22 protein-coding genes are annotated in these 24,804 nt (G+C 69.7%); 14 read left to right on the forward strand and 8 right to left on the reverse strand.

Annotated features, from left to right (window positions below; genetic code table 11):
- Nucleotides 1-5: 5 nt before the first annotated feature.
- The 5 genes from rplA (at nucleotide 6) to AB0N80_RS07590 (ending at nucleotide 4,348) form a co-directional block, all read left to right on the forward strand.
- Nucleotides 6-698 carry a 50S ribosomal protein L1 gene (rplA, locus tag AB0N80_RS07570; protein WP_315995017.1) on the forward strand — a complete coding sequence of 231 codons (693 nt, stop codon included), beginning with the start codon at nucleotides 6-8 and terminating at the stop codon, nucleotides 696-698.
- 190 nt (nucleotides 699-888) lie between these two features.
- Nucleotides 889-1,695 carry an amino acid ABC transporter substrate-binding protein gene (locus tag AB0N80_RS07575; protein WP_363578365.1) on the forward strand — a complete coding sequence of 269 codons (807 nt, stop codon included), beginning with the start codon at nucleotides 889-891 and terminating at the stop codon, nucleotides 1,693-1,695.
- Nucleotides 1,696-1,813: 118 nt separating this feature from the next.
- Complete coding sequence (locus tag AB0N80_RS07580) at nucleotides 1,814-2,479, forward strand: amino acid ABC transporter permease (RefSeq protein ID WP_363578366.1); 666 nt, start codon at nucleotides 1,814-1,816, stop codon at nucleotides 2,477-2,479.
- Complete coding sequence (locus tag AB0N80_RS07585) at nucleotides 2,466-3,251, forward strand: amino acid ABC transporter ATP-binding protein (protein ID WP_315995014.1); 786 nt, start codon at nucleotides 2,466-2,468, stop codon at nucleotides 3,249-3,251. Before AB0N80_RS07580 ends, AB0N80_RS07585 begins: the two co-directional genes overlap by 14 nt.
- A gap of 53 nt (nucleotides 3,252-3,304) precedes the next feature.
- Complete coding sequence (locus AB0N80_RS07590) at nucleotides 3,305-4,348, forward strand: nitronate monooxygenase (RefSeq protein WP_363578367.1); 1,044 nt, start codon at nucleotides 3,305-3,307, stop codon at nucleotides 4,346-4,348.
- Between the two features lie 52 nt (nucleotides 4,349-4,400).
- On the opposite strand, the gene AB0N80_RS07595 is transcribed toward AB0N80_RS07590, so the two are convergent.
- Both AB0N80_RS07595 and AB0N80_RS07600 read right to left on the reverse strand, forming a co-directional pair.
- Complete coding sequence (locus tag AB0N80_RS07595; RefSeq protein WP_363578368.1) at nucleotides 4,401-4,682, reverse strand: acylphosphatase; 282 nt, start codon at nucleotides 4,680-4,682, stop codon at nucleotides 4,401-4,403.
- Between the two features lie 170 nt (nucleotides 4,683-4,852).
- Complete coding sequence (locus AB0N80_RS07600) at nucleotides 4,853-5,503, reverse strand: LysE/ArgO family amino acid transporter (protein ID WP_363578369.1); 651 nt, start codon at nucleotides 5,501-5,503, stop codon at nucleotides 4,853-4,855.
- A 69-nt stretch (nucleotides 5,504-5,572) separates the two neighbouring features.
- Between AB0N80_RS07600 and AB0N80_RS07605 the strand changes: the two genes are divergently transcribed.
- Nucleotides 5,573-6,460 carry a LysR family transcriptional regulator ArgP gene (locus AB0N80_RS07605; RefSeq protein ID WP_315995010.1) on the forward strand — a complete coding sequence of 296 codons (888 nt, stop codon included), beginning with the start codon at nucleotides 5,573-5,575 and terminating at the stop codon, nucleotides 6,458-6,460.
- A gap of 1 nt (nucleotide 6,461) precedes the next feature.
- Here AB0N80_RS07605 and AB0N80_RS07610 read toward each other — a convergent pair whose 3' ends face one another.
- The 4 genes from AB0N80_RS07610 to AB0N80_RS07625 form a co-directional block, all read right to left on the reverse strand.
- Nucleotides 6,462-7,481, reverse strand: a complete 1,020-nt coding sequence (locus AB0N80_RS07610) for an NADP-dependent oxidoreductase (protein WP_363390289.1) — start codon at nucleotides 7,479-7,481, stop codon at nucleotides 6,462-6,464.
- Between the two features lie 155 nt (nucleotides 7,482-7,636).
- Nucleotides 7,637-8,098: a MarR family transcriptional regulator gene (locus tag AB0N80_RS07615; protein WP_315995009.1), complete on the reverse strand. Its 462-nt coding sequence runs from the start codon at nucleotides 8,096-8,098 to the stop codon at nucleotides 7,637-7,639.
- Between the two features lie 4 nt (nucleotides 8,099-8,102).
- A complete protein-coding gene (locus tag AB0N80_RS07620; RefSeq protein ID WP_363390284.1) occupies nucleotides 8,103-9,797 on the reverse strand; it encodes an MDR family MFS transporter in 1,695 nt (564 codons plus the stop codon).
- A 99-nt stretch (nucleotides 9,798-9,896) separates the two neighbouring features.
- Entirely contained in the window at nucleotides 9,897-10,577 is a 681-nt protein-coding gene (locus AB0N80_RS07625) for a YqaJ viral recombinase family protein (RefSeq protein ID WP_315995007.1), read from the reverse strand.
- Nucleotides 10,578-10,678: 101 nt separating this feature from the next.
- Here AB0N80_RS07625 and AB0N80_RS07630 point away from each other — a divergent pair, with 101 nt between their 5' ends.
- The 5 genes from AB0N80_RS07630 (at nucleotide 10,679) to AB0N80_RS07650 (ending at nucleotide 18,623) form a co-directional block, all read left to right on the forward strand.
- Nucleotides 10,679-11,080, forward strand: coding sequence for a hypothetical protein (locus AB0N80_RS07630; protein WP_315995006.1), 402 nt, complete (start codon nucleotides 10,679-10,681; stop codon nucleotides 11,078-11,080).
- A 358-nt stretch (nucleotides 11,081-11,438) separates the two neighbouring features.
- Nucleotides 11,439-12,431 (forward strand): hypothetical protein, encoded by a 993-nt coding sequence (locus AB0N80_RS07635; protein WP_363578370.1) that lies wholly within the window; start codon nucleotides 11,439-11,441, stop codon nucleotides 12,429-12,431.
- A gap of 316 nt (nucleotides 12,432-12,747) precedes the next feature.
- Nucleotides 12,748-13,263, forward strand: coding sequence for a 50S ribosomal protein L10 (gene rplJ / locus AB0N80_RS07640; RefSeq protein WP_058232707.1), 516 nt, complete (start codon nucleotides 12,748-12,750; stop codon nucleotides 13,261-13,263).
- 38 nt (nucleotides 13,264-13,301) lie between these two features.
- The gene (gene rplL, locus AB0N80_RS07645) at nucleotides 13,302-13,688 is read left to right on the forward strand and encodes a 50S ribosomal protein L7/L12 (RefSeq protein ID WP_055956082.1); all 387 of its coding nucleotides are present in this window, start codon (nucleotides 13,302-13,304) and stop codon (nucleotides 13,686-13,688) included.
- Nucleotides 13,689-14,000: 312 nt separating this feature from the next.
- Nucleotides 14,001-18,623 carry an ExeM/NucH family extracellular endonuclease gene (locus AB0N80_RS07650; protein WP_363578371.1) on the forward strand — a complete coding sequence of 1,541 codons (4,623 nt, stop codon included), beginning with the start codon at nucleotides 14,001-14,003 and terminating at the stop codon, nucleotides 18,621-18,623.
- A 58-nt stretch (nucleotides 18,624-18,681) separates the two neighbouring features.
- On the opposite strand, the gene AB0N80_RS07655 is transcribed toward AB0N80_RS07650, so the two are convergent.
- A complete protein-coding gene (locus AB0N80_RS07655; RefSeq protein WP_363578372.1) occupies nucleotides 18,682-19,692 on the reverse strand; it encodes a LacI family DNA-binding transcriptional regulator in 1,011 nt (336 codons plus the stop codon).
- A 240-nt stretch (nucleotides 19,693-19,932) separates the two neighbouring features.
- Between AB0N80_RS07655 and AB0N80_RS07660 the strand changes: the two genes are divergently transcribed.
- The 3 genes from AB0N80_RS07660 (at nucleotide 19,933) to AB0N80_RS07670 (ending at nucleotide 23,718) form a co-directional block, all read left to right on the forward strand.
- A complete protein-coding gene (locus tag AB0N80_RS07660) occupies nucleotides 19,933-21,264 on the forward strand; it encodes an extracellular solute-binding protein (protein WP_315995002.1) in 1,332 nt (443 codons plus the stop codon).
- Between the two features lie 283 nt (nucleotides 21,265-21,547).
- Nucleotides 21,548-22,744: a sugar ABC transporter permease gene (locus AB0N80_RS07665; RefSeq protein WP_363578640.1), complete on the forward strand. Its 1,197-nt coding sequence runs from the start codon at nucleotides 21,548-21,550 to the stop codon at nucleotides 22,742-22,744.
- Nucleotides 22,741-23,718, forward strand: coding sequence for a carbohydrate ABC transporter permease (locus AB0N80_RS07670; protein WP_363578373.1), 978 nt, complete (start codon nucleotides 22,741-22,743; stop codon nucleotides 23,716-23,718). The genes AB0N80_RS07665 and AB0N80_RS07670 overlap by 4 nt, the downstream gene beginning before the upstream one ends.
- Before the next feature lie 414 nt (nucleotides 23,719-24,132).
- Here AB0N80_RS07670 and AB0N80_RS07675 read toward each other — a convergent pair whose 3' ends face one another.
- Entirely contained in the window at nucleotides 24,133-24,804 is a 672-nt protein-coding gene (locus tag AB0N80_RS07675) for a DUF305 domain-containing protein (protein WP_363578374.1), read from the reverse strand.

Here is a 24,804-nt window from a genome sequence, read left to right on the forward strand (position 1 = left end):
TAACAATGGCTACCAAGTCCAAGGCATTCCGCGCCGCTGCTGAGAAGATCGCGGCCGACACGTTCTACACCCCGACCGAGGCCGTCGCCCTCGCGAAGGAGACCGGCTCGAAGAAGTTCGACTCGACCGTCGAGGTCGCGCTGAAGCTCTCGGTCGACCCCCGTAAGGCCGACCAGATGGTCCGCGGCACGGTCATCCTGCCCCACGGCACGGGTAAGACCGCGCGCGTCATCGTCTTCGCCAACGGCCCCGCGGCCGAGGCGGCCCTCGCCGCCGGCGCCGACGAGGTCGGTGGCACCGAGCTCATCGAGAAGGTCGCCGGCGGTTACACCGCGTTCGACGCGGCCGTCGCCACGCCCGAGCTCATGGGCCAGGTCGGTCGCCTCGGTAAGGTCCTCGGACCCCGCGGCCTCATGCCGAACCCCAAGACCGGCACCGTGACCCCCAACCCGGCCAAGGCCGTCGAGGAGATCAAGGGCGGAAAGATCGAGTTCCGCGTCGACAAGCACGCCAACATCCACTTCGTGGTGGGCAAGGCGTCGTTCTCGGCCGAGCAGCTCGACGAGAACCTGAAGGCCGCGCTCGAGGAGATCGTCCGCCTCAAGCCGTCCAGCTCGAAGGGCCGTTACATTCAGAAGGGCGCCGTCTCGACCACCTTCGGTCCCGGCATCCCGCTGGACGTCAACGCCATCGTCTGACGTTCGTCTCACAGAAGCCCCGCCGCGCCCCGTGCCGGCGGGGCTTCTGCGTGCGAGCCGTGCACGGACGTGCAACACGGCGTCATCCGGGAAGAGGTTCGCGCCTCGACGTGTTGTGCTGGAGGGTCGCGGCCGTCCTGCACCGCGCCACACGAACGTCATTCCCACACCACACATGTCTGGAACAGCTATGCCCCGTCGTCGTCTGACCGTCCTCGCCGCCACCCTGGGCCTGAGCGCCCTCGCGCTGACCGCCTGCAGCGGGGGAGCCACCTCGAGCGCGTCGTCCGACGCGGGCTCCGAGTACGACCTCGTCTCGGGCGGCACGCTGACCGTCGCCACCGAGGGCACCTACCGTCCCTTCTCGTACCACGAGGGGGCGGGGGAGCTCACCGGCTTCGACGTCGAGATCGCCACGGCCGTCGCCGACAAGCTCGGCCTCCAGGTGAAGTTCCAGGAGACCCAGTGGGATGCCATCTTCGCGGGCTTGGATGCCGGACGATTCGACGTCATCGCGAACCAGGTGACGATCAACCCGGAGCGTCAGGAGAAGTACACCTTCAGTGCGCCCTACACCGTCTCGCGCGGCGTCGTGGTGACCAACGAGGACGACAACGCCATCTCGAGCTTCGCCGACCTGTCGGGGAAGACCACCGCGCAGTCGCTCACCAGCAACTGGTACGAGCTCGCCACCTCCAGCGGCGCCCAGGTCGAGGCCGTCGAAGGCTGGGCCCAGGCGGTCGCCCTCCTCAAGCAGGGCCGCGTGGATGCCACGGTCAACGACCAGCTCACCTACCTCGACTACGAGAAGACGAACAGCCCGACGGGCCTGAAGATCGCGGCCGAGACCGAGGACACCTCGGAGAGCGCGTTCGCCTTCAAGAAGGGTCAGGACGCGCTCGCGGAGGCCGTCGACACGGCGCTCGAGGAGCTGCGCGCCGACGGCACGCTGACGCAGATCAGCGAGAAGTACTTCGGCGCCGACGTCACCCAGTGAGCGCACGGCGCGTGCGCGCGCTGTAAACCCCGCGGATCATCCGCTTCTCACCCTCTAGCGTGAGAAGCGGATGATCCGTTCCCGCGTGTGACGCGGGTCCGAGAGAAGAAGGAGGCTCATGAACGACCTGTGGACGTTGCTGCTCGACTCGTTCTGGCCGATGCTGCTGGCCGGGATCACGGGCACGATCCCGCTGTCGTTGGCCTCCTTCGCGATCGGTCTCGTGATCGCGCTCCTGATGGCCCTGCTGCGCCTGTCGCCGAACGTCGTGTTGTCGGGTGTGGCCCGCTTCTACATCTCGATCATCCGCGGCACGCCGTTGCTGGTGCAGCTGTTCGTGATCTTCTACGGTCTGCCCGCGGTCGGCGTGGTGATCGATCCGTTCCCGGCCGCCGTGATCGCGTTCTCGCTGAACGTCGGCGGCTACGCGGCCGAGGTGATCCGCGCCGCGATCCTCTCCGTGCCGCGCGGGCAGTGGGAGGCTGCTCACACCGTCGGGCTGTCGCCGCGCAAGACGCTGACGCGCATCATCCTGCCGCAGGCCGCCCGCGTGTCGGTGCCGCCGCTGTCCAACACCTTCATCTCGCTCGTGAAGGACAGCTCGCTGGCATCCCTGATCCTCGTCACGGAGCTGTTCCGTCAGGCGCAGAACATCGCGGCGTTCTCGTACGAATTCATGGCCGTCTACCTCGAGGCGGCGCTCATCTACTGGCTGTTCTGCCTTGTGCTGTCGTTCGGGCAGAACGCCCTCGAGAAGAGGTTGGACCGCCATGTCGCCCACTGACACCCCGCTGTTGAGTGCGACGGGACTGCAGAAGAGCTTCGGCGCGAACCGCGTGCTCGACGGCGTCGACCTCGAGGTGCGCCGCGGCGACGTCCTCGTGCTGATCGGCCCGTCCGGCTCCGGCAAGACGACCGTGCTGCGCTGCCTCAACGGCCTCGAGACCCCCGATGCCGGTGTCGTGGCGTTCGACGGCGGGCCGTCGGTCGACTTCGCCCGGAAGGTGGCGAAAAGCGACCGGGCCGCGCTTCGCGACCGCTCGGCGATGGTCTTCCAGCACCACAACCTCTTCCCTCACCTGACCGTCATCCAGAACGTCATCGAGGGCCCCGTGCAGGCGCACGGGGTGCCGAAGGCGGAGGCCGTCGCGAACGCCGAGCGCCTGCTCGCGCGCGTCGGCCTCGCCGAGAAGCGCGACGCGTACCCCGCGGAGCTGTCGGGCGGCCAGCAGCAGCGCGTCGGGATCGTCCGCGCGCTCGCGCTGCAGCCCGACCTGCTGCTGTTCGACGAGCCCACCAGCGCCCTCGACCCCGAGCTGGTCGGCGAGGTGCTCACGGTGCTGCGGGAGCTCGCGAACGAGGGGTGGACGATGGTGATCGTCACGCACGAGCTGGGCTTCGCCCGCGAGGTGGCCGACGAGGTGCTGTTCTTCGACGACGGCGTCATCGTGGAGCGCGGGGCGCCCGCGACGCTCTTCACGCGGCCGGAGAAGGAGCGCACGCGGCGGTTCCTCGACCGTCTGCTCCGGCCGCTCGACGGGCCCGACCCCGCCTGAGCCGGCGGCATCCGTCCGCTGCGCGTGATCATGAGGCATGGCACGCTGAGAGGATGAACCGCCTGCAGCGCCTGCTCGGCATCGACGTGCCGATCGTCCTCGGTCCCTTCGGAGGACTCTCGTCGGTCGAACTGACGGCGGCGGTGAGCGACGGGGGAGGCCTCGGTTCGTTCGGGCTCTACGGCTACCCGCCCGCCCGCATCCGGGAGACGGTCTCGGCACTGCGCGCAGCGACCGCGCGACCCGTCGCGGTGAACCTGTGGATGCCACGGGGCGACGAGGTGACTCCGCTCGACGTGGACGTGCAGCCCTTCCTGGATGCCGCCCGGCCCCTGTTCGACGCGGCGGGAGTAGCCGTGCCCACCCCGCCCGACTCCTTCCTCCCGCCGATCGACGCGCAGATCGACGCGGTCCTCGACGCGCGGCCGGATGTCGTGAGCGTCGTCTTCGGGGTGCCGGATGCGAACACCCTCGACCGTGCCCGCGAGCGGGGCATCGTCGTGATCGGCACGGCCACCTCCGTCGCGGAGGCCCGCGCGCTCGAGGAGGCGGGGGTCGCGGCGATCGTGGCGACGGGCGCCGAGGCGGGAGGGCACCGGGTCTCGTTCCTCGCAGACCCGTCGGAGTCCCTCGTGGGGACCTTCGCCCTCGTGCCCCAGGTCGTCGATGCCGTGTCGGTCCCGGTCATCGCGGCCGGCGGGATCGCCGATCGCCGCGGCGTCGCGGCCGCGTTCGCCCTCGGCGCCGAGGGCGTGCAGGTCGGGACGAGCTTCCTGCGCACGCGTCAATCCGCCGCGACCGCCGGTCACCGCGCCGCGATCTCCACGGCTGCCGACACCGACACGCGACTGACCCGGGCGATGAGCGGACGCCCGGCGCGGGGGATCCCGAACCGCGCGATGCGCGAGATCGAGACGGCGGGCATGATCGCCCCCTTCCCGGCGCAGAACTGGCTCACGGGGGTCTTCCGGGCGGCGGCGACCGCGTCCGGCGATGCGGACCTGGTGTCGTTGTGGGCCGGTCAGGCCGCGGCCCTCAGCCGCTTCGACGACGCCCGTGACGTGCTCGCTGAGCTGCGGGCAGGGCTCCCCGACTGAGCGGCGGGGACGCCCGTGACGTGCTCGCCGAGCTGCGGGCAGGGCTCCCCGCCTAGACGGTGTCGCGGATCTTGAACGCGGCGGGGATCTCATCCGTGCCGCCGGTCTCGAGCACGTCGACATCGGCGACCCGGGCGGAGGGCGGGCCGTCGTTCGCCCACGCGATGACACCCTCGACCGCGTCGGGGTCGCCCGCGACGAGCGCCTCGACCGCGCCGTCACGGCGATTGCGCACCCATCCGCGCGTCCCGAGCCGCTCCGCCTCGGCGCGCAGGGCGTAGCGGAAGCCGACACCCTGGACGCGGCCGGTCACGGTGATGGTCACTGTTCGCATCCCCCCATTGTCCTCGCGTCGGAGGCGGGGATGCGGGAGGTCCGGGGCGCCGCTCCGGCTTCAGGGCGCGTGACCCGCCCCGAACGCGCGTCCGCGATCCGAGACCGTGGATCGCCCGGTCGTGAAGCCCGGGATGCCGCGCATCGACCCCGCGGCGGCGCCGCCACCGGTCAGTGCGTCAGCACGAGCGAGATCGCGATGGCGATCATGACCACCGCGATCAGCGCGTCGAGGATGCGCCAGGCCCGCGCGGTGTCGAGCCAGCGGCCGAGGTAGCGCGCACCGAACCCCAGCGCGGTGAACCACGCGAGGCTCGCCAGGCACGCGCCGGCGGCGAACGCCCAGCGGTCGTCCCCGTGCGTGGACGCGACCGAGCCGAGCAGGAACACGGTGTCCAGGTAGACGTGGGGGTTGAGCCATGTGAGCGCGAGGCACGTCAGCAGCGTCGCGGTGAGGGTCGTCCGCGTCCGCAGCGCTGTGCCGCCGGCATCCGGGATCGCCGGAGATGCCGCGGTGTCGACGCGCAGCGTCTCGCCGCTCGGGCGCAGCGCTCGGCGCGCGGCGAGCACGGCGTATCCGACCAGAAAGGCCGCGCCCGCCCATCGCACGACGGCGAGCAGCCAGGGCACCGCCTGCAGCACGAGGCCGATGCCCGACACGCCCAGCAGGATCAGCACGGCGTCGGAAGCGGCGCACACGGCGACCACCGCCGGCAGGTGCTCCCGCCGAACGCCCTGGCGCAGCACGAAGAGGTTCTGCGCTCCGATGGCGACGATGAGCGAGAAGCCGAGACCGAGGCCGGCGAGGAGGGAGGTGAACACGTTCCGACGCTAGGCCCGGCGTACTGACAACACCAGCTCAGGATTCTGGAAGAGCATTAGCATCTCTTCATGTCGATTCCGCTCGATCTCGCCCGGACGCTGGCCGTCGTCGTCGAGGAGGGCACCTTGGATGCCGCCGCCCGTCGTCTGCACATCACCCCGTCCGCCGTGAGTCAGCGCGTGCGGGCGCTCGAAGATCGCGTGGGACGGGTCGTGCTCGTGCGATCCAAGCCCGTCCGCACGACGGAAGCGGGCGACGCGATCGTGCGGCTGGCGCGCCAGCTGGCCCTGCTCGAACACGACGCCCTCGCCGCGATCGGGGCCGACGACGGAGCCACCGCCTCCCTGCCGCTCGCGGTCAACGCGGACTCGCTCGCGACGTGGTTCCTCCCGCCCCTGGCCCGCGTCGCGGCGCAGCACGCGGTCGTGTTCGACCTGCATCGCGACGATCAGGACTTCACCGCGGGGCTGCTCGAATCGGGCACGGTCATGGCGGCCGTGACGTCGCGCGAGGCGCCGGTGGCGGGCTGCCGCGTGCGCCCCCTCGGCATCCTGCGCTACGAACCCGTGGCGACGACCGCGTTCGCCGCGCGCTGGTTCCCGCGAGGTGCGGACGCCGACGCCTTGGCACAGGCACCGCTGGTCGACTTCGACCGCCGCGACGATCTGCAGACGCAGTGGCTCGCGCGGCGGGGCGTGGCCGCCGCAGACCCGCCGCGGCACCGCGTTCCGGCGTCGCAGGATTTCGCGACCGCCATCGAGCTCGGGCTGGGGTGGGGACTGCTGCCGGGGTTCCAGTCCGCCGCAGGGCTGGAGGACGGCTCCCTCGTGCGCCTCGCCGCCGACGCGATCGACGTGCCGCTGTTCTGGCAGCAGTGGAACCTGACCTCGTCGCTGCTCGACCTCGTCGCCGACGAGATCGTGGCGGAGGGCCGCCGCCGTCTCGCGAGCCCCTGACTCAGTCGTCGCTGACGCGCAGCACGACCTTGCCCCGCGTGTGGCCGCGCTCGACCGTCTCGTGCGCCTCGCCCGCCTCGGCGAGGTCGAACACGCGCTCGATGTAGACGCGGACGGCTCCGGAATCGAGCAGTCGGCCGATCGTGGCGAGAGCACCCCCGTCGGGGATGGTCTTGAAGTCGGTGGAACGGATGCCGCGCGCCGCCGCCGCTTCACGGAACTCGGGCCACGCGCCGGTCGGCACCTCGATCAGCAGCCCGCCGGGACGCAGCACCTCGAGCGATCGGGTTCCGGTGTCGTCCGACACGTTCCCGATCAGGTCGATGACCACGTCGACGGTGTCGACGACGTCCTCGAAACGGGTCGAGGTGTAGTCGACCACCTCCGCCGCCCCCAGCTCCCGCAGCCAGGGGAGGTTGCGCGGCGACCCGGTGGCGATGACATGGGCGCCGAAGTAGGCGGCGAACTGCACGGCGAAGTGCCCCACGCCCCCGCTGCCGGCATGGATGAGGATGCGCTGGCCCTGGTGCGCGAGCGCGGTCTCGACGACCAGCCCCCAGGCGGTGAGGGCGGCGAGCGGCACGCCCGCGGCCTCGACGTGGGAGAGGGACACGGGCTTGCGGGCGAGCGAGAGCGTGGGGACGACGACGTACTCCGCGTAGGTGCCCGGGGTGCGCGGCACCGCCGCCATCCCGTAGACCTCGGTCCCGACGGGGAACGGGTGGGCATCGAAGGGCGTGCGCACGACGACCCCGCTCACGTCGAAACCGAGCACGGCCGGCCACGACGAGATCGCCGACGACATCCCTCGCCCGGCTCGGGTCTTCGCATCGATCGGGTTCACCCCGGCCGCGACCACACGGATCAGCACCTCGCTCAACACGGGCGTGGGCACGGCGACCTGATCGACGCGCAGGGTCTGCGCCGATCCCGGTTCGTCGAGGACGACGGCATCCATCGTCTCGGGCACCGCGGGAACGGGCTGGAGGGCGGCCTCGGGACGCGTCGATCTGAATCTCATCGGGCGCTCTCTCTCGCGTGCGGCGGTGTCCGCAGCGGCTCCGCCGCGGTCACCACAGTCAAGCGCGCCATTGTCTCGACGGTGTTACACCTCGGTCACCGTGTCGCGAAGCCGCGGGTCTCCCGCGGTCGCGCACCTGGCCGGTCGCGGGGCGATCAGTCCCGCGCGGGGACCTCGCCGACGGCGAGGGCGTGCAGCAGCGTCGAGAGGTGGCGGATGTCGCCGATCGACCAGTCCGCGATGGCCTCGAACAGACGGCTCTCATGGGGAGCCCGCGCGTCGGCGAGACGGCTGTGCCCGAGCTCGGTCACCGCGATGAGGCGCGAGCGACGGTCGTTCGGGTCGGGCGTGCGGGTGACGAGCCCGAGCTCCTCGAGCTCGGTGATCGAGCGGCTGAGGAAGCCCTTGTCGGCCGCGAGGCGCTCCGCCAGGGCGGACAGCGTCAGTGGGCCGAAGCGGCTCACCACCGACAGCGCCTTGAACGTGGCCGGCAGCATCCCGGGGCTGACCCGTTCCGCCGCCTCGGAGACGAAGCGGCGGAACACGGTCATGAGCTCCGAGAACGACGATTCCAGGGCCTGCACGGCCTCTCGGCGGTCATCGTCCACGTCGCTCATCACGTCAGACATCCTCTCCCATCCCGGCGTCTCGCCGCGCGCGGCGCGAGGACGCGGCATCCTGGGTCGGCACGGTTCCGGTCGCGGCGAGGGTCGCCATGCCCTCGGGGACCGACACGGTGGCGAAGTCGGCTTCGCTTGCGGCGACCCGCTCCGTGGTCGTCATGCGGGTGAGCGGACGGTTCGGCAGGAACAGGATGGCGATGAGGCTGACCACGGCGACGGGCACCGCGATGAGGAACGAGTGGGCGATCGACTGGGCATAGATGTCCTCGACGATCACGCGCACGCTCTCGGGCAGGGTGGACACCTGGGGGATCGTCCCCGACTGCAGCGACTGGGCGACCGACGCGCCGTTCGCGCCCAGTCCCATGATCGCGGCCTTCAGGTCGTCGGCGCGGTCGGTGAACAGGCTCGTGGCCATGCTCGCCAGCGCCGCACCCATCACCGAGACGCCGATCGTGCCGCCGAGGCTGCGGAAGAACGTCACGCCCGAACTCGCAGCGCCCATCTGGGTGGGGTTGGCCGTGTTCTGCACGACCAGCACGAGGTTCTGCATCGTCATGCCGACGCCGGCCCCGAGCAGCGCCATGTACAGCGAGACGAGGGCGAAGTTGGTGTCGTAGTGGATGGTCGACAGCAGGAACGAACCCGCGATGAGCAGCACGCCACCGGCGATGAGGAACGGCTTCCAGTGCCCGAAGCGGGAGATGAGGGCACCGACCACGATGGAGGACACCAGCAACCCGCCGATCATGGGGATCGTCATGACGCCGGCCTCGGTCGGGGTGGCGCCGCGGGCCATCTGCATGTACTGGCTGAGGAAGACCGAGGTGCCGAACATCGCCAGGCCCGTCGCGATGGAGGCGATGGTGGCCAGGGTGAAGGTGGCGTCACGGAAGAGGGTGAGCGGCACGAGGGGCTCGGAGGAGCGCAGCTCGACGACCACGAAGAGGATCGCGGCGACGACGGCGCCGCCGACCATGAGCATCGTCTCGGTGCTGGCCCACTCGAAGGAGTTCCCCGCATTGGTGACCCAGATCAGCAGCAGGGAGACGGCGGTGGACAGCAGCACGATGCCGACGTAGTCGATCTTCACCTTCCGCTTGGCGCGCGCCGGGAGGTGCAGCGTGCGCTGCTGGATGAGCAGAGCGGCGACGGCGAAGGGGAGGGCGACGAAGAAGTTCCAGCGCCATCCGAAGGCGTCGGTGATGACGCCGCCGAGAAGCGGACCGCCGACGGTGGCGACGGCCATCACGGCGCCGAAGAGGCCCATGTACCGGCCGCGTTCGCGCGGGCTGATGATGTCGGCCATGATCACCTGGCTGAGGGCGGCGAGACCGCCGGCGCCGAGGCCCTGGACCGCGCGGAAGGCGATGAGCATCTCGGTGTTCTGCGAGAAGCCGGCGGCCGCGGTGGCGAGCACGAAGATCGCGATGGCGACCTGGATCAGCACCTTGCGGTTGAACAGGTCGGCGAGCTTGCCCCAGACGGGGGTCGAGATCGCGGTGGTGAGCAGGGTCGCGGTGATGACCCAGGTGTAGGCGTTCTGGTCGCCCGACAGGTCGTGCACGATGACGGGCAGCGACGTCGAGACGACGGTCGAGGCGAGCATCGACACGAAGGTGCCGAGCAGCAGGCCGATCAGTGCCGGCAGGACGCGCCGCTGTGCGGGCGCGTCCGAGGAAGTGGCTGTCATGCGGAGCTCCACGGAAAGGGGGACGGATGCCGCGACGACGATGGCGCGATTAGTTGACTGATGTCAACGATACGCCTATTGCTTGACTTGCGTCAACTATTAATCGAGGAGCGCGAGGGCGCGGTACCTGTCCGTGGGTTCCGGTCGCACGGGCTCGGGGCGCGGTTGGCGCGCCTGCATGGTGCGGCGGTACAGCTCGTCGATGAGCGAGGTGGCCAGGCCCACGAGCTTGGCGATCTCGCGCTCGTCGCGCTCGATCCACTGGCAGCGCGGCTCATCGTGCAGGGGTACGAAGCCGTCGTGCTGCTCCCAGGCCACGAGCGTGCGCTCGGCGCCGAGTACGTGCTGCTGCCACCAGATCTGGCGCATGTAGGTCTTGGGGATCGAGCGCCACGCCTTGTTCGTGGTCTTGATCTCGGCGAGGATCACGCGTCCTTCGCCGTCGACGACCACGCCGTCGGGGGTCGCGAGATGCCGCTTCTCGACGACCGCGTGATAGAGCGCCGAGGAGGGGCGGATGCCGTGCGTCGCGGCCACCCAGGCGGCGATCTCGGGTTCGCGGCGGCGGCCGTGCGCCGTGAAGGCGTTGCCCGAGAAGCTCGAGCCCATGAGCTTGGCATCCGCCGCTCGCGAGATCGCGTTGGCGCTCGTGAGGGCCGCGACGTCGGTGGCGGTGATGCCGCGGGAGCGGGCTCGGATCCACGAGACCCGATCGCGCGAGTCGGCGACGATCCGGGCGTCGAGGTCGGCGCTCCGGGAGGCGACGAGCTCGGGGGACATGCGTTCGACCCTAACCCCGCGCGGCCGTGGAGTGCATGCGAGCCCCGGCGCGTCGGCATCCGGGTCTTGCCTGCAAGGTAAGGGTGACCTAAGTTGATCGCATGAACGCGAAGCCCGAGACGCTGCGACGTCCCGACGGCGGCCTCTGGAGCGACCTCGGGGGTGCGGTGCTGCTCGGCGGAGACGCGCAGAACATCCCCGAGATGCGCCGGATCGCCGCCGCCCTCTCGCCCGCCGCTCACGTCACCGTGGTGGTCGAGGTGTGCGGCTCGGAGCAGGTCGGCGTCATCGACGCGGGGGAGGGGCGCGTGAGCTGGCTCGACCGCTCGCTCGAGGGGGAGCTGCGCCCGCGCGGCGAGCGTCTGGCGCAGGCCATCCACGCCTGGTGCGCCGAGTGGGCGTGCGGCGACGATGCGGTGTGCACGGTCTGGCTCGGCGCGCGCACCCCGTCGCGCATCGTGCGGATGACGCAGGCACTGCTGCCCGAGCCGCGGGTGTCGTAGGGCGGGCAGGTTCACGGGCCGAAAGCACACGTCCGTGTCGAACGCACAGGATGGGTCGGCGGTGCAGGGTGTGCGTTCGCGCGCTCCGTGTGATCTTCCGGTACTCAGGTCCCGTCGAGGTCAGGGGCTCGCGGGGAGCGACGGTGTTGGCCGCGCACCCGAAGCACACGTCCGTGCTGAACGCGCACGTTCGTGCGGTGGTGCAGCGTGTGCATTCACACGCTCGGTGTGATCTCGCCGTCCTGGCGACCGTTCTCCCCACACGGCCTGAGTCGACGGTTTTTCCACGGAAGGGTCCGCAAACGGCTCAGCCGTAGGCATCCGGCAAGATCCTGTTGCGATGGGTCGTGACGCGAGTGTGGACGAATTGCAGGCGTTGTTGCATACGCGTGCGGAGCTTCTTGATCGGGATGTTCCCACCGCCCGCCTTCGAGCTGGCAACGAGGGTGACTGGCACCGGGTGCAGCGTGGTGTCTACGTGCCGCGCGACGCCGTACGCGAGCTGTGGCCTCAGGCGGATCTACGGTTGCGGATCGTCGCGTCCCTCAGCCGGATGCGCGGGGGGAACGCGGTGGTTTCGCACGCGTCGGCCGCCGTCGTGCACGGCCTCTCCCTCTCTGGGATCGCGCACCGGCCGGTCGAGATGACAGTCGCCGGTGGTGGTCGGATGTCGAGTCGCCCGGGCCTGAAGCGTCATCTCGACGAGTTGACTCCGGATGACGTCGTCGAGGTCGACGGCATCCGATGCACGTCCTTGGAACGCACGGTATTCGACGTTGCGCGGACGGCCCCGCTTGAGACCGGTGTCTCTTGCGCCGATGCTGCGGCGAGGCGGGTCGCTGTTCAAGGGCGCACCCTTCTCGCCGACGCGCAGGAGGGCTGGCGCGACCGTCTCCGCCTCCGAGCGGCAGCCGCGGCGGGCCACCGGGGCGTCGCGCGGGCTCGGTGGGTCATCGAGTTCATGGACGGGCGTGCTGAATCGCCGGGAGAGAGCCTCAGCCGGCTCCAGCTGTTCCGGCTCGGCTTCCGCTCGTTCGAGCTCCAGATGGCGGTTGAGGGCCCTACGGGGGAGCCCTATGAGATCGACATCGGACTTCCTGACGAGAAGATCCTCTGGGAGTTCGACGGCGAGGGGAAGTACACGGATGCCGCTCTGCGGAGTGGGCGATCCCTCGAGGACATCCTCCTTCGGGAGAAGCGGCGCGAGGAGTGGATACGCGGCGTGACGCAGTGGCGTTTCCTTCGTGGTGGTTTCCGCGACGTGACGACGCCCGAAGCTCTCGCTACGCGGCTCGCGGCTTTCGGGGTGCCGCTGCCGAACTCGCGAGATCACACGAGGAGTTCGAGGTGACGCGCTCGGTGCGGGACCAAGCGTGTCACCTCGAACCGATCGTGTGCTTTCCTGCGGGGTGGGGTCGCCGGGGCGGGCGGATTCGCGGGGCGGGGAGGGATCGGGTACAGTAGGGGTCAAGCCAAAGACCGTCGGTCATCGGAGTGCTCGCATTCCGATCGAAGCGTCTGCTGAGAAGCAGGGGACCTACGCAGGTAACGAAACTCCTCTCGAGCTCCGTGCGCCTGCGCCGGAGCTCTTCTTTTTTGTCTGGACCCCGGTGTCTTCGGCCGGCGCCCCGCCTCCGCGGAGCGCCTCGTACACACAAGGAGTGGCCATGGCGCAGAAGGATGCATCGGTCGCCGAGCTCACGAAGAACTTCGAGAACTCGACCGCCGTTCTGCTGACCGAGTACCGCGGTCTGACGGTTGCCCAGCTCAAGCAGCTGCGCAACGACATCCGTCAGGACGCGGATTACGCCGTGGTGAAGAACACGCTGACCAAGATCGCCGCGTCCAACGCGGGGGTCACGGGACTGGACGACGAGCTCAAGGGCCCGTCTGCCATCGCGTTCGTGCACGGCGACCCCGTCGCCGTCGCGAAGAGCCTGCGTGCCTTCGCCAAGGCTAACCCTCAGCTCGTGGTGAAGGGCGGCTACTTCGATGGCGCCCCCCTGACCGCTGCTGAGGTCAACAAGCTCGCCGATCTCGAAAGCCGTGAAGTCCTGCTGGCGAAGCTCGCCGGCGCGATGAAGGCGACGATGACCAAGGCGGCATACGTCTTCCAGGCGCTTCCGTCGAAGGCCGTTCGCACGGTCGACGCGCTGCGCGAGAAGCAGGACACCGCGGCCTGACCCGGCCCGGCTGATTAACCCGATCAAGGAGATACAACATGGCTAAGCTCAGCACCGAAGAGCTGCTCGACGCGTTCAAGGAGCTCACGCTCATCGAGCTGTCCGAGTTCGTCAAGGCGTTCGAGGAGACCTTCGACGTCACCGCCGCCGCCCCCGTGGCCGTGGCCGGCCCCGCCGCCGGTGGCGCCGCCCCCGCCGAAGAGGTCGAGGAGAAGGACTCGTTCGACGTCGTCCTCGAGGCCGCCGGCGACAAGAAGATCCAGGTCATCAAGGTCGTCCGCGAGCTCACCTCGCTCGGCCTCGGCGAGGCCAAGGCCGTCGTCGACGGTGCTCCCAAGGCCGTGCTCGAGGGCGCGAACAAGGAGACCGCCGAGAAGGCCAAGGAGGCCCTCGAGGGCGCCGGCGCCACGGTGACCCTGAAGTAATTTCAGACACACCGTCGCTTTCGCGACAGACAGGACCCCGGATGCCGATCGGCATCCGGGGTTCTGTCGTTTCCGCGTCCTGATCGGGTGCGCACCTTCCGTGCACGAGCGGAGCGACAGGCTCCACCGCGCACGGGATGAGACGGGGTTCCGGTGGTCGGGGAACCGGAGTTCACCGGATCGAAACGAAAAGAGTCTGGGAAAACCGTATGGGCATCGTTTACGGTCGTTGAGAACACCCCCCGTCGATCCCCCCCCATCCGACGTCGTTCTCGTTCACACGTTCGTTCGTGCGTCGGTACCTGGAGACCCATGCCCATCGCTGCATCCGGCGTGCCCGCACGCCGCTTCACGACCGCTCTCAGCGCCGCCCTCGGTGCCGCTCTGCTCGGTTCCGCCCTCGTCCCCCTGCCCGCCTTCGCGGCCGACGGTGCGAGGGTGGTGATCAACGAGGCCTATCTCAAGGGCGGGAGCGCCGGCGCCCCTTATGCGCAGAAGTTCGTCGAGCTGTACAACGCCGGCGACACCGCGCAGGACCTGAGCGGCTGGTCACTGCAGTACCGTTCCGCCGCCAGCATCGACGCCCCCACCGGTGCGAACACGCAGGCCCTGAGCGGATCCATCTCCGCGGGCGGCTACTACCTCATCGCGCTCCCCGGCAACGGCAACGGCGACGTCGGAGCACCGCTGCCGGCCGCCGACGCCACCAGTACGGGGCTGAACCCGTCGGGGACGACCGGCCAGCTCTTCCTCGCGAACGTCGCGGAGCCGCTCGCCCTGCCCGCCGGGTCGGTCGACGACGACCGCGTGGTCGACTTCCTCGGGTACGGCGCCGGCGTCAGCTTCGAAACGGCCCCCGCCGTCGTTGACGGCCCGAACGGCACGCCGAATGCGCTCGTGCGCACCGACTTCGTCGACACCGACGACAACTCCGCCGACTTCGCCAACACCGCCACGGTGACGCCGCAGGGATCCGGGGGAGCAGCCCCCGAGCCGCAGCCGACCGAGGAGCCGTCGCCCGAGCCGAGCACGCCCGTCCCCGGTGAGGTCACGCCCATCCGCGACATCCAGGGGACCGGAGCGACCACGCCCCTCGCCGGCACCGTCGTCACCACCCGCGGCGTCGTGACCGCCGCCTACCCCACCGGCGGATACAACGGCTTCTTCCTGCAGACGGAGGGAACCGGGGGCGCCATCGACCAGGCCGCCCACACCGCCTCGGACGCGATCTTCGTCTACGGCACCGCCGCCGCGGCATCCGTCTCCCTCGGCGACCACGTCGAGGTGACCGGGACCGCGGACGAGTACTACGGACAGACGCAGCTCACCACGGACGCGGCGAGCGTGCGCATCCTCACCGAGCCCGCCGACGACGTCGCGCCCGCGGAGATCGCGTGGCCCAAGACCGACGAGGAGCGCGAGCGTTTCGAGGGCATGCTCCTCGCACCGCAGGGCGACTTCACCGTCACGAACACCTACTCCACCAATCAGTACGCCGAGGTCGGGCTCGCCGCCGGTACGACGCCGCTGCGCACGCCCACCGACGTCGCGCGTCCCGACACCCCGGAGTACGTCGCGGCCGTCGCCGACAACAAGGCCCGGGCGGTCGTGCTCGACGACGGGGCATCGCTGGACTTCCTCCGGACGGCGCAGGACGTGCCGCTTCCGTACGTCTCGCTCACCGACCCGGTCCGCGTCGGCGCCCCCGTCACCTTCACGCGACCGGTGATCCTGGACTACCGCAACAACGCCTGGAAATTCCAGCCGACGCAGCAGCTGACCGTCGACAACGCCGACACCGTGCAGCCCGCGACCTTCGCGAACACCCGCACGACCGCCCCGGAGGCGGTCGGCGGCTCGGTGAAGATCTCGAGCTTCAACGTGCTCAACTACTTCACCACCACGGCGGAGAGCGTCGGGTGCACCTCGACCTACGACGACCGCGACGGCAACCCGATCACGGCGGACACCTGCCCCGCCCCCGGCCCCCGCGGCGCGGCCGACGCGGCGAACCTCGGACGTCAGCAGGCCAAGATCGTCGCCGCCGTGAACGGCCTCGGCGCCGACGTCGTCTCGCTCGAGGAGATCGAGAACTCGGCCGTCTTCGGCAAGGACCGCGACGACGCCCTCTCGACCCTCGTCGACGCCCTGAACGACGCGCTCGGGTCGGACGCCTGGACCTTCGTGCCCTCGCCGGCGGACCTTCCGGCGTCGGAAGACGTCATCCGCACCGCGTTCATCTACAAGAAGGCCGTCGTGGCCCCGGTCGGCGACAGCGTCATCCTGGACGACCCGGCGTTCGCGAACGCCCGGCAGCCTCTCGCTCAGGCGTTCGCCCCCGTCGACGACGCGGATGCCAAGATCCTCGCGATCGTGAACCACTTCAAGTCCAAGGGCGACAGCCGCCCCGCGGCGACGGGCGACAACGCCAACGGCATCCAGGGCGCCTTCAACGGCGACCGCGTGCGTCAGGCGCAGGCCCTCGGTGCCTTCGCGGAGGAGCGGTCGGCCGCGGTGGGAACGGATGACGTCTTCCTGCTCGGCGACTTCAACGCCTACACGCAGGAGGACCCGATCCAGACGCTGCGCTCCTTCGGCTTCGAGCCGCTCGAGGGGGGCACGGGCAAATACTCGTACTCGTTCAGCGGGCAGTCGGGTTCACTCGACCACGTGCTCGCCTCGCCCTCGGCGCGAGAGCTGGTCACGGGCGTCGACATCTGGAACATCAACGCCGTCGAGGCCCTCGCCCTCGAGTACAGCCGCTACAACTACAACGCGCTGAACTTCTACGACGAGTCTCCCTACCGTTCGAGTGATCACGACCCGGTGGTCGTCGGGCTCGCCCTCGGCGCGCAGACGACCGATCTCACCCTGCTCGGCATCAACGACTTCCACGGTCGTATCGACGCGAACACGGTGAAGTTCGCGGGCACCATCGAGCAGCTGCGGGCGGAAGCCGGCGAGGACGGCACGCTCTTCCTCTCCAACGGCGACAACATCGGCGCCTCGTTGTTCGCGTCGGCGTACTTCGACGACGAGCCGACCATCGAGGTCCTGAACGCGCTCGAGCTCGCGGCATCCGCCACGGGCAACCACGAGTTCGACAAGGGCGCGGACGACCTGACCGGCCGCGTGTCGGATGCGGCCGACTTCCCGTACCTGGCGGCCAACGTGTACAAGGACGGGCAGCCGCTGCTCGACGAATACGCGGTCTTCGAGGTCGACGGGCTGCGCGTGGGTGTCATCGGCGCCGTGACGCAGGAGACGGCGCAGCTCGTCTCGCCCGGCGGAATCGAGGGCATCGAGTTCCGCGAGCCCGTCGCCGAGGTGAACCGGGTCGTCGGCGAGATCGAGGACCAGGTCGACGTGATCGTCGCCCAGTACCACGAGGGCGCGGCGGAGGGGGATGCGACGGGCGAGACCCTCGAGGAGGCCGTCGCGGCGGGCGGTGCGTTCGCGAAGATCGTGAATGAGACGGATGCCGCGGTGGACGCGATCTTCACCGGTCACACCCACCAGAAGTACGCGTGGAATGCACCGATCCCCGGCGAGGAGGGCACGCGCCCGATCGTCCAGACCGGGAGCTACGGCGAGAACATCGGCGAGATCGTGCTGACGGTCGATCGTGAGAGCGGGGATGTGCTCGCCTCCTCCGCGCGCAACGTCGCCCGCCTCGCGGCGGAGACGGTTCCGGACAAGCCGGACGAGACCGCGGAGAACAGTGCCGCGTTGGATGCTGAGCTGATCGCGACCTACCCGCGCGTCGCCGAGGTCGACCGGATCGTGACGCTCGCGCGCGCCGAGGCGGATCGCGTCGGCGCCCAGCCGGTCGGATCGGTGACGGCCGACATCACCACCGCCTTCCGCGGCGGGTCGTACGTCGACGGCGTCTACACCGGGGGTCAGCGCGACGACCGGTCGAAGCAGTCCGCCCTGGGTGGCCTCGTCGCCGACGCGCTGCGCGAGACCCTCGCCGACCCCGCTCGCGGGGGAGCCGAGATCGCGGTGGTGAACGCCGGTGGTCTGCGCGCCGACCTGCTCTTCGGCGACGACGGCGTCATCACGCTGGCCGAGGCCAACGCGGTGCTGCCGTTCGTGAACAATCTCTGGACCACCACGCTGACCGGTGAGCAGCTGCGGGTCGCTCTCGAGCAGCAGTGGGGCGACACGGCCGGCCGCGACCGGGATCTGGCGCTGGGTCTCTCGGACAACGTGCGCGTCACCTATGACGCGTCTCGGGGACCGGGGCAGCGCATCACCGGCATCTGGATCGACGGTGCCGCCGTCGACCCCGCGGCGTCGTACCGTGTCGGCTCGTTCAGCTTCCTCCTCCAGGGCGGCGACGCCTTCGACGCTCTGGGCGAGGGGGCGGACACGCGCGACTCGGGCCTGATCGACCGAGACGGGTGGATCGCCTACCTGCAGGCGCACCCGGGTCTCGTGCCGGACTTCACCGCCCGTGCGGTCCAGCTCGTCGGGGCACCCGCGGACGTCGCCGCCGGAGACGACATCACCGTGATCGTCTCGGACCTCGACCTCACCTCGCTCGGCGCTCCGGTGAACACCTCGGTGTCGGCGACGTGGAGCGCGCAGGCCGGAGCTCAGCCGACCGCGTTCCCGGTCGCGGACGGTTCAGCCGCGGTGAGCCTCGCGGTCCCGGCCGACGCGACGGGCGCGATCGCTCTGCAGCTGGTCGCGGAGCCGAGCGGGACCGACGTCACGGTTCCGTTCCAGGTCGGAGCCGCCGCGGGCGACGACGGTTCGGGTTCTGGTTCGGGCGGTGGCACCGACCAGGGCGAGGGCGACGGCCGGGGCGGGGCGCTCCCCGTCACGGGAGCCGACACGGGGTGGATGGGTGCCGGAGTGCTCGCGGCTCTCGCGCTGCTCGGACTCGGTGTCGTCGCGCGTCGACGGGCGGCCCGCCAGAGCGACTGACCCGCACCGACGACGCGGACCCCGGATGCCACCGCCTGGCATCCGGGGTCCGCGTCGTTCACACGGAGCGCGGGGGAGCGGTCGTGGAGCGCACGACCAGACGGGTGTCGGCCTCGGTGCGCCGCGGCACCTCGCCGGCGCCCTCGATCATGCGCACGAGCATGCGGGTGGCCTCGATGCCCTGGGCCTGGGGGAACTGCTCGATCGTGGTGAGCGAGAACATCTCGGCGTAATCGTGACCGTCGATGCCGACGACGCTGAGCTCGGTCGGTACCGAGATGCCCATGCGCCGCGCGGCGATGATGACTCCGATGGCGACCTCGTCGCAGGCGGCCACGACGCCGGTGGGGCGCGAGGCGGCGTCGGCGAGGAACGACGCGGCGGCGGCGTAGGCATCGGTGATGGTGAGGGTCGACGGCACGTTGCGGATGCGCACGGCGAGACCGTTGTCGTTCATCGCGTTGCGGTAGCCGATCGAGCGCTCGTCGACGTCTTTGGCCGGGGCGTCGGTGGGGGGAGTACTGCCGACGAAGGCGATGTCGGTGTGCCCGAGGGCGATCAGGTGCTGCGTGATGATGCGGGTGATGGCGATGTTGTCGAGGCCCAGAGTCGGGACGCCGGAGAGGGCGTTGCCGATGCTGACGACGGGCTTGCCGATGTTGGCGAGGCGTTCGAGATCGGCGTCGTCGGGCTCGAGCGCGACCGCGATGATGCCGTCGAAGCGCTTCCGCGCGAGGTACGTGGAGTACAGGCTCTCGCGGTCGCGCGAGCCGGGCTCGGCGACGTAGAGCGTGACGTCGTAGCCGAGCGGGATGAGCGTGCGCTCGACGCCCTCGACGATCGAGCCGAAGTACCAGCGGTTGACCTTCGGGACGATGAGCGCGATGGTCCGCGTGCGCCCGGTGGCCAGGCTCACGGCGCTCGTGGAGGGGACGTACCCCAGGGATGCCGCGGCGTCGGCGACGCGCCGCCGTGTGCCGTCGGAGACGTAGCCGCCGCCCGTGAGAGCGCGGCTCGCCGTCGACTTCGACACGCCGGCCAGGCGTGCCACATCGGCGATTCCGCTCATGCGCAGGGTCTTCCTCGTGACGTGTCGACGTCTGTGTCGACGTCGAAGAAGAGTATCCGATATTCCACGAATCTGGAACCGGTTCCGGCAGGGTGAAATGCCATCCTTCCGCGTCATTTCGCGTGTTATCGGTTCGTGACCTGACTCGTGTTGCAACTCTTGTGGATTGCCTCTACGGTTGCCTGGAATCGGTTCCCGACAGGGTCCGATGCACCACCGAACTCAAAGAGGAGAGACCACATGGGTATGTCACAGCGGTATCGCCTGCTGGCTCCCGTCGGGCTGCTGGCGGTCGGAGCGATCGCTCTCGCGGGCTGCGCCGAGGGTGACAGCAGCGGATCGGGCGGATCGGGCAGCGGAGAGACCACCGTGCGCATCGCCGGCGGCATCACCGGTACCGAGGCCGACGCGCTGAACCAGAGCTTCGAGCAGTTCACTCAGGACACCGGCATCAAGGTCGTGTACACCGGCGACAAGAGCTTCGAGGGCAACATCGTGACGAAGGTGTCCGGTGGCGACGCCCCCGACATCGCGATCGTGCCGCAGCCGGGTCTGCTCAAGACGCTCATCGGCACCGGCGAGGTGCAGAAGGCGTCCGACGCCGTCTCGTCGAACGTCGACGAGTACTGGGGCGAGGACTGGAAGTCCTACGGCACCGACGACGGCACCTTCTACGCCGCCCCGATGCTGGCCAACCTCAAGGGCTACGTCTGGTACTCGCCGGCGAAGTTCAAGGAGTGGGGCGTCGAGGTCCCCAAGACCTTCGACGAGCTGATGACGCTCACCCAGACCATCCAGCAGAAGACCGGCGCGGCCCCGTGGTGCGCCGGCTTCGCCTCCGACGCGGCATCCGGGTGGCCGGGAACGGACTGGATCGAGGACATGGTCCTCCGCCAGTCGGGCCCCGACGTGTACGACCAGTGGGTCGCCAACGAGGTCAAGTTCACCGACCCGCAGATCAAGCAGGCCTTCGACTCCGTGGGGGAGATCCTCCTCAACCCCTCGTACGTCAACGCCGGCTTCGGTGACGTCAAGAGCATCAACTCCACCGCCTTCGCCGATGTCGCGGCCAAGGTCGCCGACGGCAGCTGCCCGATGACGCACCAGGCGTCGTTCCTCTCGGCGAACTTCCTCACCGTGACGAACGCAGCGGGCCAGACGCCCACGATCGCCCCCGACGGCGACGTGTACGCGTTCCTGCTCCCGGGCGTCAAGGAAGGCGAGCTGGCGGTCGAGGGTGGCGGCGAGTTCGTCGCGGCCTTCTCCGAGGACGAGAGCGTGCAGAAGGTCGTCGAGTTCATGTCGACGCCCGAGTTCGCCGACGCCCGCGTCAAGCTCGGCGGTGTGATCTCCGCCAACAAGGGCGCCGACCCCTCGCTCGCGTCCAGCGAGTTCCTCACCGAGGCGATGAAGACGCTGCAGGACCCGAACACCACCCTGCGCTTCGACGCCTCCGACCTCATGCCGGCCACCGTCGGCGCCGGGTCGTTCTGGAAGGGCATGGTCAGCTGGATCGACGGCACCCCGACCGACGAGGTGCTCAGCAACATCCAGGCCGGTTACGACAACTGATCGAACCGATCGAAAAGGATGGGCCGCCCGCGACGCGGGCGGCCCATCCGGTCCATACTCATATTCCGCCCCAAGCACCACACGGGCACTCATCGATGAGCACGAAGGCGTGTTCGGGAGGGACGTCATGACCGATATCAAGAACGCGGAGACGACGCCGGCGGCGTCGCCCCCGCCGACCGGCCGGGGCAAGGCCGCGTCACGCGGCTCCGCGGCCGCGAATCGCACCACGCTGCTCGTGGTCGTCGTGGGGCTCATCCTCGTGGTGGCGCTCTTCCTTTTCATGGTGACGCGCGCCCCCGCCGACACCAAGCCGACCACACTCGGCTTCTCCCTCAACAGCTTCTTCATCTGGCTCGGCGGGCTCAGCCCGATCGTGCAGATCCCGCTCGTCCTCGTGGTCTTCGGAGCGGTCGTGGGCCTGCTCCTGCTCCTCATCGAATACGCGCCCCGCTCGGGCAAGGGCTACTTCTGGCTGCGGCTCGCGGCGTGCTTCGCCGTGCCGATCCTCGCCTTCATGCTGCTGCGTCCGTACCAGAACGCGGTCATCTACGTGCTCGGCATCGCGGTGCTCCTCGGCGCGATCCTCTTCTACGCCGACTACCGCTCCCGCCAGGGCGCGGGGTACCTGTTCCAGCTCATCCTCTTCGCCGCGCCCGCCGCGATCCTGCTGCTGATCGGCCTCGTCTACCCGGCCATCACGACCTTCTTCCAGTCGTTCTTCGACAAGACCGGCGACAACTTCGTCGGGTTCGAGAACTACATCTGGACCTTCACGAACCCCGAGGGCTTCTGGTCGGTCATCAACACCCTCATCTGGGTGCTGCTCGCCCCGACGATCGCGACCGCGATCGGTCTCGCCTACGCCGTCTTCATCGACCGCGCGGCGGGGGAGAAGTACCTCAAGGTGCTCATCTTCATGCCGTTCGCCATCTCGTTCGTGGGTGCGGGCATCATCTGGAAGTTCGTCTACGACTTCCGCCAGGGCGACCAGCTCGGCATCCTGAACGCGATCGTGACCGCTTTCGGCGGTCAGCCGATCTCCTGGCTGTCGGCCTCTCCGCTCATCAACACCCTCCTGCTCGTCGTCGTGTTCATCTGGAGCCAGACCGGTCTGGCCATGGTCATCCTCTCGGCCGCGATCAAGGCGGTCCCGCCGGAGCAGAACGAGGCGGCGGAGCTCGACGGGGCGAGCGCGTGGGAGCGGTTCATCAACGTGACCGTCCCCGGCATCCGCTCCTCGCTCATCGTGGTGCTGACCACGATCGCGATCGGCGCCCTGAAGATCTACGACATCGTCGCCGTCATGACCGGTGGCCGCAACGACTCGACCGTCCTCGCCTTCGAGATGGTCAACCAGCAGCAGCGCTTCCAGAGCTACGGCCACTCCGCCGCGCTGGCCGTGGTGCTGTTCATCTTCGTGCTGCCGCTGATCATCTTCAACGTGCGCCAGATCCGGAAGCAGAGGGAAGTGCGATGACCACCTCCACCGTGGTGCTCGAGCCCACCATCGACACCCGCTCGGCCCGTCAGGTCGCCCGCGACACCCGCAAGCACGAGGCGATGGCGCGCAAGCGCCTGACCTCGAAGGGGGCGACGATCGCGGCGATCGTCATCGCGTTCTTCTGGACGATCCCGACCTTCGGTCTGTTCATCACCTCGTTCCGACCGGGTTCGGACACGCAGTCGACCGGGTGGTGGACCGTCTTCACCGACCCGTCGTTCACGCTGGAGAACTACCGTCTGGCCCTGACGTCGGGCGGCACCGCCCTGACGCTCGCGCAGTCGTTCCTCAACTCGCTCGCCATCACCATCCCGGTGGTGCTGTTCGCGCTGGCGATCGCCTCGCTCATCGCCTACGCGTTCGCGTGGATCGACTTCAAGGGTCGCAACTTCTTCTTCATCTTCATCTTCGCGCTGCAGATCGTGCCGCTGCAGATGGCCCTGGTGCCCCTGCTGAGCCTGTTCTCGCGCGGACTGACGATCAACGAGGTGACGATCTTCCCGGGCTTCGACCTGCGCGGGGTGGAGCACAGCTTCGCCACCGTGTGGATCGCGCACGTGATCTTCGCGATGCCGCTGGCGATCTTCCTGCTGCACAACTTCATCGCCGAGATCCCCGCCGAGGTCATCGAGGCGGCGCGCGTCGACGGCGCGGGACACGGGCAGATCTTCTTCCGCCTGATCCTTCCGCTCGCCGCTCCCGCCCTGGCATCCTTCGCGGTGCTGGAGTTCATCTGGGTGTGGAACGACCTGCTGGTGGCGACGATCTTCGCGCCGTCGTCATCGTTGCCGTTGACGCAATCGTTGAACTCCCTGTCGGGCACGTGGGGCGACCAGTGGTTCCTGCAGTCCGCGGGAACGTTCATCTCGATCCTCGTGCCGCTGATCGTGTTCTTCCTGCTGCAGCGCTTCTTCGTGCGCGGCCTGCTGGCAGGTGCCACGAAGGGCTGAGATCCGCCCCGACGCGAAGGGCACGGCATCCGGGATGCCGTGCCCTTCTGCGTGTCCGCGGCACGCCGTCGGCCGCTCGGCGCGGGCGGCGTCGGCGGGGACGCGCGGCGGCGCGGGGCGGGACGCGCGGCGGCGCGGGGCGGGGCGCGCGGGGCGCGGGCGGGGCGCGCGGGGCGGGACGCGCGTAAACGGCATTCCTGCGGAGAAACGGTGCGAGGGCGCGTTTTCGCGCACGAACGGCGTTTATGCGTGGGGAGGGACCGGCAAGGCGCAACGCGGGAGGCGGGCGGGCGCGGAGCGAGGCTGAGCGGGCCGAGTGCGGACCGGGCGGGCGCGGACCGGGCGGGCGCGGACCGGGCGGGCGAGGGCCGGACAGGCGCGGGCCGGGCGGGCGCGGACCGGGTCGGGCGCGGGTCAGCCGGCGCAGGACAGACGGGACTGGATGTCGCGCATGGCGTCGAGCTCGGCCGACTGCCCGGTGACGATCGCGCCCGCGACCTCTTTCACGCGCGCATCGTCGCCGAGCTCGATGACGGCCTGGGCCATCGGGATCGCGCCCTCGTGATGGCGGGTCATCAGCTCGAGGAAGAGGCAGTCCGCGGGCTGGCCCTGGGCGCTGCGCAGCTCGTCGAGCTGGGCATCGGTGGCCATTCCCATCTCGGACAGCAGCTCCTCCTGCGTCTTGGCGGCGGTGTCGCCGTGGCTGTGCGCGCCGGACTTCTCCATCCACGTCATGAGCGGCTGACTCGAGGCCTGCGGCAGGCCCCACTCGACCAGCCATCCGAACATCTCGCCGCGCTGGCCCGACTGCGTCGTGGCGATGTCGTACGAGAGGGTGCGCAGCTCGTCATCCGCGGTCTTGCGGTAGATCTCCATCGCCATGAGGACCGCCTGCGTGTGATGCACCTGCATGTCGCGCGCGAAGCCGGCCTCGGCCGAGGTGTCGGAGGGGTGGGCCGGCGCCGCCGTCGCGCCGAACGCCGTGAAGCGTCCGATCGCGAAGGCGACGGCCATGACGGCGACGGCGACCAGCGCGACGACGGCCCACCGGACCGCGGGACGCGCGACCGGGGTGTCGTCGCTCAC

The sequence above is a fragment of the Microbacterium sp. NPDC089188 genome (genome assembly GCF_040685155.1).
Taxonomy (GTDB): Bacteria; Actinomycetota; Actinomycetes; order Actinomycetales; family Microbacteriaceae; genus Microbacterium; species Microbacterium galbum.

What these genes read in the sequence shown, in the direction of transcription:
- rplA (WP_315995017.1), top strand. Translation starts at nt 6, where the DNA reads ATGGCTACCAAGTCCAAGGCATTCCGCGCCGCTGCTGAGAAGATCGCG.
- AB0N80_RS07575 (WP_363578365.1), top strand. Translation starts at nt 889, where the DNA reads ATGCCCCGTCGTCGTCTGACCGTCCTCGCCGCCACCCTGGGCCTGAGC.
- AB0N80_RS07580 (WP_363578366.1), top strand. Translation starts at nt 1,814, where the DNA reads ATGAACGACCTGTGGACGTTGCTGCTCGACTCGTTCTGGCCGATGCTG.
- AB0N80_RS07585 (WP_315995014.1), top strand. Translation starts at nt 2,466, where the DNA reads ATGTCGCCCACTGACACCCCGCTGTTGAGTGCGACGGGACTGCAGAAG.
- AB0N80_RS07590 (WP_363578367.1), top strand. Translation starts at nt 3,305, where the DNA reads ATGAACCGCCTGCAGCGCCTGCTCGGCATCGACGTGCCGATCGTCCTC.
- AB0N80_RS07595 (WP_363578368.1), bottom strand. Translation starts at nt 4,682, where the DNA reads ATGCGAACAGTGACCATCACCGTGACCGGCCGCGTCCAGGGTGTCGGC.
- AB0N80_RS07605 (WP_315995010.1), top strand. Translation starts at nt 5,573, where the DNA reads ATGTCGATTCCGCTCGATCTCGCCCGGACGCTGGCCGTCGTCGTCGAG.
- AB0N80_RS07610 (WP_363390289.1), bottom strand. Translation starts at nt 7,481, where the DNA reads ATGAGATTCAGATCGACGCGTCCCGAGGCCGCCCTCCAGCCCGTTCCC.
- AB0N80_RS07615 (WP_315995009.1), bottom strand. Translation starts at nt 8,098, where the DNA reads ATGAGCGACGTGGACGATGACCGCCGAGAGGCCGTGCAGGCCCTGGAA.
- AB0N80_RS07620 (WP_363390284.1), bottom strand. Translation starts at nt 9,797, where the DNA reads ATGACAGCCACTTCCTCGGACGCGCCCGCACAGCGGCGCGTCCTGCCG.
- AB0N80_RS07625 (WP_315995007.1), bottom strand. Translation starts at nt 10,577, where the DNA reads ATGTCCCCCGAGCTCGTCGCCTCCCGGAGCGCCGACCTCGACGCCCGG.
- AB0N80_RS07630 (WP_315995006.1), top strand. Translation starts at nt 10,679, where the DNA reads ATGAACGCGAAGCCCGAGACGCTGCGACGTCCCGACGGCGGCCTCTGG.
- rplJ (WP_058232707.1), top strand. Translation starts at nt 12,748, where the DNA reads ATGGCGCAGAAGGATGCATCGGTCGCCGAGCTCACGAAGAACTTCGAG.
- rplL (WP_055956082.1), top strand. Translation starts at nt 13,302, where the DNA reads ATGGCTAAGCTCAGCACCGAAGAGCTGCTCGACGCGTTCAAGGAGCTC.
- AB0N80_RS07650 (WP_363578371.1), top strand. Translation starts at nt 14,001, where the DNA reads ATGCCCATCGCTGCATCCGGCGTGCCCGCACGCCGCTTCACGACCGCT.
- AB0N80_RS07655 (WP_363578372.1), bottom strand. Translation starts at nt 19,692, where the DNA reads ATGAGCGGAATCGCCGATGTGGCACGCCTGGCCGGCGTGTCGAAGTCG.
- AB0N80_RS07660 (WP_315995002.1), top strand. Translation starts at nt 19,933, where the DNA reads ATGGGTATGTCACAGCGGTATCGCCTGCTGGCTCCCGTCGGGCTGCTG.
- AB0N80_RS07665 (WP_363578640.1), top strand. Translation starts at nt 21,548, where the DNA reads ATGGTGACGCGCGCCCCCGCCGACACCAAGCCGACCACACTCGGCTTC.
- AB0N80_RS07670 (WP_363578373.1), top strand. Translation starts at nt 22,741, where the DNA reads ATGACCACCTCCACCGTGGTGCTCGAGCCCACCATCGACACCCGCTCG.